The 13,121-nt window shown below is 61.0% G+C and carries 11 protein-coding genes and 2 pseudogenes; 10 read left to right on the top strand and 3 right to left on the bottom strand.

Annotated elements, in window-relative coordinates; all coding sequences use genetic code 11:
• The first annotated feature begins 487 nt into the window (after positions 1 to 487).
• The 4 genes from AC04SH_RS25810 to AC04SH_RS25795 all read left to right on the top strand — a co-directional run bounded on the left by AC04SH_RS25810 (position 488) and on the right by AC04SH_RS25795 (position 3,999).
• Positions 488 to 2,233, top strand: a complete 1,746-nt coding sequence (locus AC04SH_RS25810) for a ParB N-terminal domain-containing protein (RefSeq protein ID WP_488480633.1) — start codon at positions 488 to 490, stop codon at positions 2,231 to 2,233.
• A gap of 97 nt (positions 2,234 to 2,330) precedes the next feature.
• A complete protein-coding gene (locus AC04SH_RS25805) occupies positions 2,331 to 2,807 on the top strand; it encodes a hypothetical protein (RefSeq protein ID WP_488480632.1) in 477 nt (158 codons plus the stop codon).
• On the top strand, positions 2,804 to 3,688 hold the full coding sequence (locus tag AC04SH_RS25800) for a DUF7007 domain-containing protein (RefSeq protein WP_488480631.1): 885 nt from the start codon (positions 2,804 to 2,806) through the stop codon (positions 3,686 to 3,688). The genes AC04SH_RS25805 and AC04SH_RS25800 overlap by 4 nt, the downstream gene beginning before the upstream one ends.
• Before the next feature lie 74 nt (positions 3,689 to 3,762).
• Positions 3,763 to 3,999 carry a hypothetical protein gene (locus AC04SH_RS25795; protein ID WP_488480630.1) on the top strand — a complete coding sequence of 79 codons (237 nt, stop codon included), beginning with the start codon at positions 3,763 to 3,765 and terminating at the stop codon, positions 3,997 to 3,999.
• Positions 4,000 to 4,023: 24 nt separating this feature from the next.
• Here the strand turns inward: AC04SH_RS25795 and AC04SH_RS25790 are convergent, their stop codons facing one another.
• Positions 4,024 to 4,332 (bottom strand): alkylphosphonate utilization protein, encoded by a 309-nt coding sequence (locus AC04SH_RS25790; protein ID WP_488480629.1) that lies wholly within the window; start codon positions 4,330 to 4,332, stop codon positions 4,024 to 4,026.
• A 510-nt stretch (positions 4,333 to 4,842) separates the two neighbouring features.
• Here AC04SH_RS25790 and AC04SH_RS25785 point away from each other — a divergent pair.
• The 3 genes from AC04SH_RS25785 (at position 4,843) to AC04SH_RS25775 (ending at position 7,695) form a co-directional block, all read left to right on the top strand.
• Positions 4,843 to 5,430 (top strand): hypothetical protein, encoded by a 588-nt coding sequence (locus AC04SH_RS25785; RefSeq protein WP_488480628.1) that lies wholly within the window; start codon positions 4,843 to 4,845, stop codon positions 5,428 to 5,430.
• A 338-nt stretch (positions 5,431 to 5,768) separates the two neighbouring features.
• Positions 5,769 to 6,695, top strand: coding sequence for an ArdC family protein (locus AC04SH_RS25780; protein WP_488480627.1), 927 nt, complete (start codon positions 5,769 to 5,771; stop codon positions 6,693 to 6,695).
• A 691-nt stretch (positions 6,696 to 7,386) separates the two neighbouring features.
• Positions 7,387 to 7,695, top strand: coding sequence for a DUF736 domain-containing protein (locus tag AC04SH_RS25775; RefSeq protein WP_023819777.1), 309 nt, complete (start codon positions 7,387 to 7,389; stop codon positions 7,693 to 7,695).
• 194 nt (positions 7,696 to 7,889) lie between these two features.
• Here the strand turns inward: AC04SH_RS25775 and AC04SH_RS25770 are convergent, their stop codons facing one another.
• Together AC04SH_RS25770 and AC04SH_RS25765 are read right to left on the bottom strand one after the other, a co-directional pair.
• A complete protein-coding gene (locus AC04SH_RS25770) occupies positions 7,890 to 9,185 on the bottom strand; it encodes a DUF2130 domain-containing protein (RefSeq protein WP_488480626.1) in 1,296 nt (431 codons plus the stop codon).
• A 380-nt stretch (positions 9,186 to 9,565) separates the two neighbouring features.
• Positions 9,566 to 9,778, bottom strand: a complete 213-nt coding sequence (locus tag AC04SH_RS25765; RefSeq protein ID WP_488577183.1) for a hypothetical protein — start codon at positions 9,776 to 9,778, stop codon at positions 9,566 to 9,568.
• 867 nt (positions 9,779 to 10,645) lie between these two features.
• Here AC04SH_RS25765 and AC04SH_RS25760 point away from each other — a divergent pair.
• The 3 genes and pseudogenes from AC04SH_RS25760 to AC04SH_RS25750 form a co-directional block, all read left to right on the top strand.
• Positions 10,646 to 11,028, top strand: a pseudogene (locus tag AC04SH_RS25760) (hypothetical protein).
• A gap of 230 nt (positions 11,029 to 11,258) precedes the next feature.
• A complete protein-coding gene (locus AC04SH_RS25755) occupies positions 11,259 to 11,531 on the top strand; it encodes a hypothetical protein (protein WP_488480625.1) in 273 nt (90 codons plus the stop codon).
• Between the two features lie 1,322 nt (positions 11,532 to 12,853).
• A pseudogene (locus tag AC04SH_RS25750) lies at positions 12,854 to 13,121 on the top strand (hypothetical protein); the annotation flags it as partial.

The raw sequence follows: 13,121 nt of genomic DNA, 5'->3' as shown, positions 1-13,121 counted from the left end.
AGAAACCCCAGCCACCTCAAGCCCGGCGAGCCTACACCTGATCAAAGTACGATCAGGACCGGGATCAACCGGCACCACGTCCGAAGCAAGAGCAATGCCAGCACTTCGGTCCCGAAATGGGACAATGCCTTGGTTTCCCTACCAGCTGGGTCACGGAGCCGCAGCGCCAAGACAGAGAACCGTCGTTCCGCTTATCGCCATGCCCCGGTCTTCGTCGCAGGGTTTGAGGAAAGGAAAACGGAGGAAGAATAAAACCTGCTCGCAGATCGGGCGGGCCGCTGACGCTGGCGCTCAACCGCGCCGCTCGCGATCCCGGCCGCGTCGTCCTGCGCAGGGCTGTTAGCCCCGCTCGGCCAGCCGGGCAGGGATGCTCGGCCGCGGTTGCACCGGCCCGCCCGCTCCGCGGGCCGGGGGATGTCTTCGGGAAGAAGACGAGGAAGGACGCAGCGATCAGCGGCGTCCGCAAACCCCTTGAAGGAGCATCTCCATGGAACTGAAGTTTGTCGATCCGCGTGCGCTGAAGGATAACCCCGACAAGGCGCGACGTTCGAAGTCGAGTCCGCAGGCCGACGCGCTGCTGCTGGCTACCATCCGCGCCGTCGGCATCGTGCAGCCACCTGTCGTGGCGCCGCAAGCGGATGGCGGCAACAGCTATGTCATCGACGCCGGGCATCGCCGTGTGAGGCAGGCGATTGCCGCGGGTCTGGAAGAAATCGCCGTGCTGGTGATCGATCGCGCCGAGGATGGCGGCGCCATGCGCTCGCTGGCCGAGACACTGGCGCATGAGCAGCTCAATCCCGTCGACCAATGGCGTGCGATCGAGCGACTGGTCGCACTCGGATGGACCGAGGAAGCGATCGCCGTCGCTTTGGCGCTTCCCGTCCGCCAGATCAGGAAGCTGCGGCTGCTCGCCAACGTACTGCCGTCCATGTTGGACCAGATGGCCAAAGGCGACATGCCCAACGAGCAGCAGTTGCGCACCATCGCGTCGGCTTCGCTTGATGAGCAGAAGGAGGTCTGGAAGAAGCACAAGCCGTCCAAGGCCGATCCCCAGGTGTCATGGTGGAGCGTGGCGCAGGGCCTGACGAAGCGCCGCATGTACGCGCGCGATGCCAGCTTCAGTGACGATCTCGCCCAGGCCTACGGCATTGCCTGGGTCGAGGACCTGTTTGCTCCGGCCGACGAGGACAGCCGCTATACGACGGATGTCGAGGCCTTTCTTGGCGCCCAGCAGGAGTGGATGGCAAACGCTGTGCCCAAGCGTGGCGTGATCGTGGAAGCCGGCCAGTGGGGCGAGCCGAAGCTGCCGGCCAAGGCCGAGCGTGTGTACGGCAAGCCGTCGAAATCCGATCACACCGCCATGTATCTTGACCGCGACGGCAAGGTGCAGTCGGTCGCTTACCGCATGCCGGCGGCCAAAAAGTCCAAGCACAGCAATGGCGACGATGTCGAGGTCGATGGCGATGATATCGTCGTTACGGCAAAGCCGCGTCCGGACGTGACGCGCAAAGGCATGGAGATGATCGGCGACCTTCGTACCGACGCACTGCACGAGGCCCTGTCGCGCGCACCGATCGAGGACGACACGCTGATGGCGCTGCTCGTTCTCGCTTTCGCCGGTCAGAATGTGACAGTGGCATCGGGTGCCCGCGACATCTCGTATTACGGGGCGGCAGGCCTCGGCGAACATGCCGCGCGCCTGTTCGACCAGGAGGGCAAGCTCGCGTTCGACATGGACACGCTGCGTATCGCCGCGCGGTCCTTGCTGATCGACGTTCTGTCCTGCAGGGAGAATCGCTCGGACAGCGGCGTTGTCGCCCGTGTCGCCGGCGACGTCATCGCCGCCGACAGCTTCCTGGCCAACATGGGGACGGAGGATTTCCTGTCATGCCTGTCGCGGCAGGCATTGGAAGCCGCTTGCGCGGATACATCCGTCTTGCCCCGTCAGAAGGTCAAGGACACCCGTTCGGCCCTGGTCGAGCACTTCAGGGAAGGCCGCTTCGTCCACCCGTCGGCGCGGTTTGCGCCCACCCCGGAAAAGCTGACCTCATGGCTGAAGACGAACGAGGCCAGGCAACAGCCCGAGGACGACGGCACGCCGGATGACCAGGACGAGCTCGACGGCGATAATGGTGTCGAGCCCGCGCATGACGACGTCGGCGAGGACGCCGCAGCACGAGACGAGGACCTCGCTGACGAACAGATCGAGCCATACAAGGTGGCCGCCGAGTAGGCGGCTGCGCCTTGCCTTTTCCTCCAAACGATCATTCCGCCGCCGGCACATCACCGGCGGCGGTTCTGTTTCCACCATCAGCACCACGGAGAAAATTATGTCCGCCCAATTGATCTATGACCTTGTACCACTCGGTTCCATCGTGACTTATTCCGACGGATCCCCACGCCCGCCAGAGCGGCATCGCAAGAAGCTCGCGGCCTGGGAAAATCGCAACAGTGGCGGCCGCCTGATCCGCAAACGGGCCGAGGCCCGCGTCGGCAGTACGACGCTGCCCGCCTCGATCACCCTGCACAAGGGTGACTATGGCAGTCAAGGAACCATTGTGCTGCGCGTCCACCAGACGTTTTCGGTCAACAGCGACCTGAGGTTTTCGGTCAAGGAGCGGCCCGCCATCGGCGCGGTTCTCGTTCTCGATGGCGCTGGCGACGATGCCGAGCTTGTCCATCTTGCCGCCAATCGCAGGGCGGCCGAGGAATGGCTTACCCGCCACGGCTATCCCAACGCCGTGTTGCAGCAAGTCACGGCCGACACCGCAGCGCCGGAAGCTGTGGAGGGGAGGACGGCACCATGACTGCGCCGACTTCTGACACCTATGTTCTGCAAACTCCCGGTTTTCCGGGAGTTTCTTTTGGCCGAAGCCCCGATGGGCTTTGCGTTGCCCTTGTCGGTGACCACGCCTTCGCCATGGTTCCAGCCCGCGATGGCCGGCACTATCTTGTCACGGGCTGGCGTATCCGCCGGTCCATGGCCGAATGGACGCGCGGCGATTTCTACGGCCATGCCGGTGAGCTTGCCGATGAGGCGGCGTTTCGCGCGCGTGTCGAGGAGAACGCCCTCCACCAGCAGCAGCGCGCTGCTCTCGGGCGTCGTGAGATCCACTCGCGTGCCCACACGCCGTGGGGAACGTCGCAGGGAGCGACCGTCTATGCCGAGGGCGTCGTGGCCCACTCAACGGTAGGCCATGGCGGGTTCCATCTGTCGGCGGAGCGAAATCGCAACGTCCATGAGATGCTCCGTGCCAATGACTGCTGGTATGAAGAGGACTGCCATTGGGCGGCCGTCGCCCAAGCCTTCCCCCAGCTCTTCACGGACTTCGAGAACGCTTGTGCGGAAAAGTCGATACGCGACTGGTACCCGGATGCCTGGGAGGCCATCCACGAGAGGGTGCTCGAACCCGGCCAATCCGAGAAAAAGGACGAGCGGGCATTTTTCGAGAAGCATACCGATGACTGGGTCGTGGTGTCGGCGATCCGTTCCGAGCACGAGGCCGGTTTCACCGAAGTTATCGCGACCCCTGGCGGCAAGCGTGGACCGGGCACTGAGGAACGTCGCTTTCTCGTTGGGACCGACGAATACCAAGTCGGCCGCTTTGTATTCGTCATCGATGTCGCGCGCCATCGTGTCTATGGCGGGCCATCGAGCTTCATGGATTGGCAGGGGAGGGACGCATAATGTCTATCCCTGATCGCCGCACACAGCTCTTTCGCATGGAGGAGGCTCGGCGCCGGACACAGCGCCAGCTCGATATGATCGACCGGCAGATCATGGGGCGGATGACGGCGATCATTCCGGAGCTCAAGCTCCAGCGTATCGGCCACCGACGCCGAAGCCCTGCTGATGCCCGGGGCTTTCTCGAAAGCTATCGATCGAACCTCGCAGCGATCACACTGGAGAGACAGCACGAGATCGACGCGCTCTCACGCAAACTGGCCAGGCAAGATGCTGCTATCAAGGCACTGCGTGCCAGACTGTCACCGACCTGATCCGCGCCTGATACCCCGGCCTGCTTAGCGCTTGCGGGCGAACTCCGTTCGCAACACCTGCCCCTTGATCGCATCATGCCGGCAATCGATTTCTTCGGGATTGTCGGTGAGCCGGATCGACTTGATCACCGTGCCCTGCTTCAGAGTCTGACCGGCACCCTTGACCTTGAGGTCCTTGACGAGGACGACGGAGTCGCCGTCGGCGAGCACATTGCCGGCGGCATCGCGCACTTCAATTTTCCCGGCGGAAGCTGCGATGGCAGCCATCTCCGATGCTGGTCGCCATTCCCCTGTCGTGTCATCGTAGACGTAGTCGTCATTCTGATCGTTCATTGCTGCCCTCATTTCGGAGTTGAACACGCTACGCTGTCTGCCCGACATGGGAACAGGCCAAAGAGGCGATCCGCAGCGGCGGACCAGCGGAGCTCATCTATACCGGCAGGAATCGAAGTTCAAACCGCGTCCCTCGCGCAGTCTGGCGGGCAGGCGGATCTTGTGGCCGCGGGAATTGAACACTGCATTTCCTTGTGGATGCCGATATCCGAATTCATCCCTTGCCGGTCGTCCCGGCGGGTTTGCTGCGGTCTGAACCGGCGGCTGTCCGCTTCAAGGCCGCTATCGCGCCGCGGGGCGGCCGGCCCCCGCCGATCTCGGCAAGGCAGGCCCGCGTCCCGCGCAGGGCCAGTGAAGAACTGACCCCGCTTGTCCGCAAGCCAACCTTGCTCGCCTGGCAGGCTCCGGACCCTGAAGCGTCCAGCTTCCGCCGGTTCCTTTTGACCGCACCCGCAGGGAAGACCGGCAGGGGCCGGAACACCTGAAGGGCATCGCTAGAAGGAAAGCTCAATGTCCAGTTCACCCCGCTCCACCAAGACCAAGGCCCGCCTCGGCCAGCTCCGCAAGGGCACCACCCTCGAAATGGTCCGGCTCTGCTGCCCGGATGGCCACCAGGCCACCCTCATTTCCGAAAGCTTTGGCCTCTCCGTCCTCGACAGCGACGGCATCCGTGAATTCCACGAGCGCAGCCTGTCCGATGGTGCAGACACACTCTCCGAAGGCCTTTCCGACAAGGCGATGCAGATCCACCTGCAGAGGATCGTCGGCTCTTATGTCGGCTCCGCCTTTGGAGCAGGCCAGTTCTACTCGAAGGCCGTCACCGAGGCGAGGGATGCCACGGCCAGGTTCGCCAATGACACCCGCGACGAGGACATTGACGGTCCGGTCGGCTTCGACAGCAAGGCCCAGCGCAAGCGCGAATTCGCCGCTGAAATGGGCCTTCAGGCACACGCGCTGCGCATGGCGGCCGAGGGCGCCGTTGCCGCCTACGAGCACATCGTCGGCGAGAGCTGGAAGCCCTACGAACGCCAGACCGAGAACCCCGGCCAGACCGTCAACCGGCAGGCAGCCGATCTCCAGATGGCGGCCCTCGGCTAACTGCCATCGGGCGGATCTTCGGCTCCCGCCCGATCTTCTCACACTGAGGCTGGTTTCCGTTCGGGAACCGGCCTCTTTGCGTGGGCCAAAGGCACCGAACTCAAAGACGGACACGGCAAGTCATTAAGGCCGCGCCAATCGCGGCCGTCACGAATGATGGTCCTGCTCCGGTCCTCGTCCCGCGAAACGGCTGCGCCGTCCTCCACTGACGTTGCGGCCCGCAAGCGATGGTTCTCAGCTTCCCCATCGATCCTACGCGGGTTCGCGCACCTACGGTCCTGCGCATTCGGACCTCGTGACGGCCGCGATTGGCGCGGCCTCGAATGGAGGTCCGGCAAATGGACAGGAAGAGCAACAAATCCCGCGTCGATATCTACGCGAAAATCACCGATCGCATCGTCGTGGATATGGAAAAGGGCGTGCGTCCCTGGGTCAAACCTTGGAGCGCCGCGAATACGACCGGTCGCATCACACGCCCACTCCGTCATAACGGCGTACCGTATCAGGGGATCAACACCCTGCTTCTTTGGTCGGAGGCGGTTGCGAGGGATTTCGTGTCCCCGACCTGGATGACTTTCAAGCAGAGCGTCGAGCTGGGCGGTCATGTCCGCAAAGGCGAGACCGGTTCGATGGTTGTCTACGCCAGTCGCATCGTACGCACAGAGACCGATGCCCAAGGCGAAGAGGTCGAGCGCGGAATTCCGTTCCTCAAGGCCTATACGGTGTTTTGTGCCGACCAGATCGAAGGCTTGCCCACGCAATATTACGGCAATCCCGCGCCGGTGTCCGATCCGGTGGAGCGGATCAAACATGCGGATGCCTTCTTCGCAAATACCGGGGCCGTCATCCGCCACGGTGGCAACGAAGCGTACTTCAATGCGGCTCTTGATATTGTGCAAATGCCGCCGTTTGCGAGTTTCCGCGACGGGCCCGGTTACTATGCGACCCTCGGACACGAAATGACTCATTGGGTTGGGTCGGAAAAGCGGCTTGATCGCAACCTCTCCCGTTATCACAAGGATCGCTCCTTCAGGGCCCACGAGGAACTTGTGGCAGATCTGGGTGGTTGTTTCTTGGCGGCCGATCTCGGCATCGTTCCCGAGCTCGAGCCGAGACCCGATCACGCAAGCTATCTTGCGAACTGGCTCGAAATTCTCAAGAACGACAAGCGCTTTATTTTCGCCGCGGCCGCGCATGCCCAGCGGGCGGTCAACTATCTGCATGATCTCCAGCCGAATGCGACACAGATCGCGGAGGCGGCATGATGTTGCATTCTCCGATCGATGTCGGGGGGGGTGGTGCGGAGCCATCCCCCATCCGCCTTCGTGTCCTCGCCTTGGCACCAATCAGTTTGGGTAGTAGCCCGGCGTGCCGATACAGATTAGCCGACCCGTTCCGACGTCCAGCCCGAGATGGGCATTTCCATGACCTTGGCGGCCATCTATCTTGAAGGCGCAGACGCCGGACCCCGGAGTTTCGCAAGTCGGCCAGTGTCACTGACCGAAGTAAGGCGGGTTGCCTCCCTTTCCGGCTCTTTCGTTATGCAATGGCGCCTGTCGGGAGCGTCAGGTTTGATGGCGCCTCACCTTGGCTGCGGTTACGGTGATCATGCCGGTGGATTCGCCTGTCGTCTGACCGGCGGTTTCATGGAAAGGCGCACCATCTGCGTCCTCGATGGGGCTGGTCTGACCGAAGGCCGTCTTCGCTTCGCTGCGCCTCGTTCTTAAACCCGCAACAGCCGGTCGCGACTTTCTTCCCCTGACGGCTGCGCCGTCATTCCGCGCGGAACAAGAAAGCCTCGCCCTGGCTGCCCTTCACTGTCGTTGCGGCCCTAAGGACCACCCCATTGCGCACGCGCAATGGAGACCCCGGTGGGTGCGGGCCGATCGCCTCCGGTCCATCGACCGCCATCGAGGTCGCGGTGGTCGCGGCCCGAGAAACTCAAGGAGACGACAAATGGCTACCATCGGCACATTCACCTCAAACGGCAACGGTTTTTCCGGAGCCATCAAAACCCTCAACCTCAACGTCAAAGCCAAGCTGATCCGCGTCGAGAACCCTTCCGACAAAGGCCCCCACTTCCGCGTCTACTCGGGTAGCGTCGATCTCGGAGCCGCCTGGCAGAAGGTCTCCAACGAGGGCCGCGACTATCTCTCGGTCAAGCTGGACGACCCGAGCTTCCCCGCTCCCATCTACGCCACCCTGATCGAGGTGGAAGGCGAGGAAGGCCTGCAGCTGATCTGGTCTCGTCCCAACCGGGACTGATCGCCTCGACGAGGGCTCCGCCGCAAGGCGGGGCCTTCGGCCGTTCCCAAACCAAGCCCGCATGCCGAACGAGAAAGCCTGACGAAGCGATGGCTGCGGAGTAGGGGCTCGGCTAGTGCCGTCTTCTGGTCGCGTCTCAGTTGGGCTAAGTCGTTGTGAGGAGTCCTGATCGCCTAGGGCGACCTGAAGGCCTCCTATTCAGTTTCATGCGAAGAGGCTTCAATCGCCAGCACATCCAAGGCCTCAATCTCCTGCATCACCTTTCCGGCGATACCTTGCAAGTCGCCGTACATCCCGACGGTCGACTCGATCACGCCTTGGATTTGAGCCTCCCGCTTGGCCCAAAGGCGTGTCGTGGCCTTGCGTTCCCTGGCGAGGTCCGCCTGCATATCGGAGAATTTCTCCACGATCGCTTCGACGCGATGGCGGAACCGCGGACCGGTCAGATAGCCATAGACCTGTTCCATTTTGGTGGCCTGGCCGTCCTGGGCGAGGCGGGAGTTGGCCAGCTCGATCAGGGATTGCCGAAGCATGATGGCGATCGGGATCGCGCATTTGGGATGGGCGACATAGACGCCGTCCATAAGATCGAAGGTTTCCACGCCGGGAGGCAACGCTTCCGAGATCATTAGCGCGATATCCGCTTTCGCGGCTCGTTGATCTCCCCTGAGCTTCCCAAGCCAACCTTGGCTCCAGTTCTTGGTGCGTTTCGATTCCCACAAAATGGCGCCGCATGGCTGGCCGGCCGGTCCGACCACGCGGTGCAGGACATCTCCGCCGAACTCGCCCTTGGCGACCGGCTCGATGATGTCCACCGGGAACCGGCTCGCAATGAGGGCCTCGAGCTCAAGCTCGAGGACCTCGCCCTGCAGCTGCTGAGAACCCTGTTCCGCACGGCGCTTCAACTCCTCGATCTGGCGCTGCATGCCGGCGATCTGTTCTTCTTTTTCGGCAACCTTCATCTTGAGTCCGTCTTCGGCTTCGGACCTCGCCTTTACGCGAACGGCGTCCAATCCTTCCTGGATCTTCCTTTCGATGGTCAGCGCCATCTCCCGCTTTTCATCGTCAAGCGCACGCTGCTGTTTAAGGAATTCGGCCTGTTGCTGCTGGGCCTCGGCGAGCTTTTCGTCGCGCGCCTTCAACGTCGCTTCCAACTCGGCAAGCTTGTTATCCCTGTGCTCGAGGTCTACCGAAAGCAGCAATTTTGCCTTGCGGGCTTCCTCGACCGCGATTGCGGCACGCTCAAGCTTGATTTGCTCAGCGACCTGATTGCCTATGTCCTCTTTGGCGGCGTCGAGCGCGGCCTGCTCGCGTTTAAGCTCTTCCTCCCGAGCCGCCATTGACGCGTTGCTCTGCGCCAAGCGCCGTTCATAGTCCTCGCGGGTGGCGGCAATCAGCGGCGCCGCAAGCGACTCGTTGAGCTTGATCTCCGTTTTGCAGCTTGGGCAGCTGATTGTCGGTTCATTGAGAATCCTTGGCTGGACAGTCATTTGGCGCGCTGACTCACTGAGGGCTGATGTAGTCTCAGACTATATATTACCGCTCTCTTTTGTAAAAGAACAAAGAGCGAACAAGAGTGTTATCCCCAGCGCAAGGACGGAACGCCTATTTCGTCGCCAAATCCCCGCAAAACGGCACGGTGAATCCGCCGTCTTCCACGAATGACTGTTTCTCTTTTGCGATCGGATCGGCATCCCGCGGGAACTTGACCCGAGAATGAAATCAAACACGGGTTGAGGCTGACTCAGCGCTGTCGTCTGCTGGGCTGCCGGAATCCTTGCTGCGGCTTCGGCCTGCCCGGCCTTGTGACGGCAGCACCGACGCACGGTCCGGCTGGACCTCGCGGCAGCTTTCGAGTGGCGAGCTTCCACTAGCGCCCGCATTTCTCCGGTATTGCGGCGATACATTCCTCGAGCCGCTCCAGGCGGGATTTCGCAATGCCAAGGTCATTCCCGGCGTCGAAACGTCGATGGCGCCCCTGTGGTGTGGTCTCAATGAGGTTTCGCTCAAGTTCGGCAATGTGCGCACGCACCTGTCGGGCATCGTCCTGACGCAACGCCTTGATCCATCCCCGCCCGCGCATCAGTCTTCCTGACCACCCCGAAAGTCCTGCCCGAGTTATGCCACCGAGACCCTAATTTGCGGCAAGCCGAAACAGTCGAAATTTAACTTCCGCTAATGCGCATTCATCCGGTGGAGCGGGACTGGGATCGGGTGAAGAAGCTCTACCGGCCATGCTCGATTGAACTCGTGCCCTTGGGCGCGAAGAAACACGTCTATCTGAACCTCTGGTAGGCCTCAAACTTCGTATGCGGAATGATCGTTCGATAGAAGGTCATCAATCGCTCACAGAGATGGTAGCGATCATCGGGTGAGGCTTGGACGCGCTCCCTGGGGATAAACCACTCTGGCTCTTGTGGCTCATTCAGATAGGAAGGGCGAGGCAGCCTGACGAAATAGCCGTCTTTCGTCTCTCTGACATCGCGCGAGTCTATCGGATGGCAATCTTTGTTGCCGCAGCAATCATATTGCAGAACCGGATCAGTCTTGCCGGTGTACCAATCGTGAGCATCCGCATTGCCAGCCAAGACAATCCACGCCAGCGCGATACGTCATCGTGGCCGTCTCATGACATCCCCCCGCATACTTCATAGAATATATTAGCAAAGTCTAATTGTCATCCTGGAGCCGCATGCATGCGGTCGCAGCCGCCAATTGTTCAATCGCCTACGCCAATGCGTCGAAACAGTCCGGCAAGATACGGTGGCGACGGGATTGTCGCGGGCCTTGATGCGAGGGCATGTCGAGCAGTTCTTGTTCTCAGTCGCAAGCAAGACGATGCCTTCGCGCCGAGGCGTGCCCATGAAAAGGCGGGAGAGTTGGGCTGGTATGTGGATAATCAGAGCTGGCGTCTTGCCGATTGCGCGAGCCTGCGCTCACTCTCGCCGCCATGGTGGCGGAGCATGTTGAACTGGCCTTGTTTGAGCAGTCACTCGGCAATATCGAGGGCCTCAATCGACCATTCGGCGATCGTGTGGCTGACGCCGCGGAAAAAACTGGCGGTTCTGTTCTGTTTGATGTTCGCGTCGACGGCGACAACTGCGTTCAGCGGATGGCTGCGATTGGATATGGCGTGACCGGCACAGCAGTAATCGTGATGGGGAAGAACGGACAACTTGGATGCATCGGTAAGTAGGGACACCGCCCTTTTGGTCGCGGCATTGGCTGCCTGGAATGCGTCTGCGCTGAGCGAGCAAGCCAGGGTCGACCACCGCGAAACGGCCAGCATCCTGCTAGCCAGGCTTCAGCTCAGGTCACTTCGCCCGTTTCTAGCCGCTCCGAATGGCGTTGATTGTCGACCGGCGGCTGCGTCGCTGCGATTGAGGATAGCCCAATTTGGCTGGCGCCCGGATTCTTGCTTGTCGTTTGACGCGGCATGCTTCATCAACATGCGCTTTGCCGAGCGATGGCTTTTCGCGAGACGCGACTATGTTCTTTCGTTGAAAACTCACTCATCAGCGGCGTTCGATGCGTGCGTGTAGCTTGGGGGAGAGTGGGGACGCTTGCAGATCTTGGACAGAATCGATTCACTGATAGACGCAGACGATTGTCGAGCCGCGATCGAAGAAGCGCGCGCCTTGCTGCTGCAATTCCAACAAAGGTCTGATGCGCTCACACATGCGATCGACGACTTTCTGCTCGATCTGATGACGCTGGCTTTCATTGTTGAATGTTACGGGCGCGGCTTTGAACTTCTAGCGCGAACGCTTGCCCGTAGAAGATTGGCAAAGGTAAGGCTTTTGTCCGAAGGGATCGGTTCCGCCAGGGCGAAATGACACCCAAAGCCTTATGAACCAGGCGATCGGGCGGCCTGCCATTCAATGACGTTCGGATCCCCCAAAAAATAGGGCCATCGGAAAACCGAGGCCCTTTAGGTGTGAAGGTCAAAACCTTCAGAGGGGAACAGCTGATACGATGGAATGGGAGGAGACCATCGCGTGCATCAGCTATAGGCTTATTGGCTAAAAGTTGTGCGATACGCAAACACTATTTGTGCAATGCAGCTATGCTGGAACGCAGGAGTAGGACGCCTGCTACCGACGATTCTGAGCGTGAACGGGAGCGCTTGCGCCAGCGTTTTGACCATGGCGCGCTGGGGCTCGCGTCTTCCCTGTCGCATATGATGAATTTGCGTTCATACATCGATCGGGGCGAAGGCGATGTCCCTTGAAGTGGTGCGCTTCCGATCGCGTTTGCCCGTCAATGCACTGCCAGCTTGGACAAGGGAAGCGCTGTGAGCGTCTTGTTGACGACTTGCGGAGCTGGCGCCAGGTGGAGAGGTGTCGTTCGTCCACTCGCTCCTCAATGGCCGCCAGCATCCAGCCGACACAGGCAATGTCGCTCACCGCCCAAGATGCCAAGCATGGAAGCAGTAATCATCGCTGCCCTCGGCACAAGCCGAAGTCTTGGTCGCTGCAGCCCGGCCGCTTTTGCCGGATCCGGCAAGTCGCTTGTGTGCCCGCCGCCGTCCTGACCTCCCGACAGACAAAAGATCAAAGCCAGAACGGCGGCGACGGTGGCATAGAGGAACAGGGATCGTGACAGAACATGGCGGGAACTTTTTTGGCCCAGCGCATTAGTTAAGGTCGCATGCGCGATGTCATCACCATGCTGGTCGACGACAAAGTGGCGGCCGGGTGAATTGTCGAACGTCTCAACGGTTCGCCGAGAATTTCGTCGTGCTCCTGACAATCTTCGCTGTCAACTCCACCTAACCTATCGCCTGACAAGTGCCCGCCGACCTCTTGGTGCATAGCCTGACGCCCATATACCTCACAGAGACGGCCTCCTTTCTGGCCTCTTCGTCGAGGAGGGGCGAAGCCGTCACCATCGTAGCGTCAGTCAGCATCATGCTTGCGCAATAAATTGTTTCGGTCGGGCCAGAGTTAGTTCCCGAATGAAGGTAACGGTCCTGCGGAGCGTTTGTTCGAGCGACGGCTAAAGCAGGCCAAATTGGCGAATAGAAGCCGTTTCATGACAGGTTATGGGGCGGCAATGTCCGTGCGATTTCAGAACAAGCGAGCCGTTGACGCGGTCGCGATAGGATTCTGGACTTTCCGTTTGTTTTGGGCGCATTCTTGCGCCGGGGAGAAGGGGCTTGGACAAATCCCGCTACGATGATCGGTCGGGGCCGTGGCGCAAACGTAATGGCGCAGGACGCCCGCTCGCACGACGCTGGGCCAGCGTGCCGATGCGGCTGGTCTTCGTGACGGTGGCTGCGACTTCCGCGCTGGTGACGCAGTTTGTCATGCACAACAGCGGGGCGCTGCCGGAAATCAATCTGCAGAACTTGGTAACGTCGCGACCGGTAGCAATTGCTGGGGTCGCATCTGTCATCGACGGCGACACGATCGAGATCCATGGCC

The organism is Mesorhizobium sp. CNPSo 4688 (genome assembly GCF_057784295.1).
The sequence above is the reverse complement of the archived record's forward strand: the minus strand, read 5'-3'. Positions and strand labels throughout refer to the sequence as shown.

What these genes read in the sequence shown, in the direction of transcription:
- AC04SH_RS25805 (WP_488480632.1), top strand. Translation starts at nt 2,331, where the DNA reads ATGTCCGCCCAATTGATCTATGACCTTGTACCACTCGGTTCCATCGTG.
- AC04SH_RS25795 (WP_488480630.1), top strand. Translation starts at nt 3,763, where the DNA reads ATGATCGACCGGCAGATCATGGGGCGGATGACGGCGATCATTCCGGAG.
- AC04SH_RS25810 (WP_488480633.1), top strand. Translation starts at nt 488, where the DNA reads ATGGAACTGAAGTTTGTCGATCCGCGTGCGCTGAAGGATAACCCCGAC.
- AC04SH_RS25775 (WP_023819777.1), top strand. Translation starts at nt 7,387, where the DNA reads ATGGCTACCATCGGCACATTCACCTCAAACGGCAACGGTTTTTCCGGA.
- AC04SH_RS25765 (WP_488577183.1), bottom strand. Translation starts at nt 9,778, where the DNA reads ATGCGCGGGCGGGGATGGATCAAGGCGTTGCGTCAGGACGATGCCCGA.
- AC04SH_RS25770 (WP_488480626.1), bottom strand. Translation starts at nt 9,185, where the DNA reads ATGACTGTCCAGCCAAGGATTCTCAATGAACCGACAATCAGCTGCCCA.
- AC04SH_RS25780 (WP_488480627.1), top strand. Translation starts at nt 5,769, where the DNA reads ATGGACAGGAAGAGCAACAAATCCCGCGTCGATATCTACGCGAAAATC.
- AC04SH_RS25790 (WP_488480629.1), bottom strand. Translation starts at nt 4,332, where the DNA reads ATGAACGATCAGAATGACGACTACGTCTACGATGACACGACAGGGGAA.
- AC04SH_RS25800 (WP_488480631.1), top strand. Translation starts at nt 2,804, where the DNA reads ATGACTGCGCCGACTTCTGACACCTATGTTCTGCAAACTCCCGGTTTT.
- AC04SH_RS25785 (WP_488480628.1), top strand. Translation starts at nt 4,843, where the DNA reads ATGTCCAGTTCACCCCGCTCCACCAAGACCAAGGCCCGCCTCGGCCAG.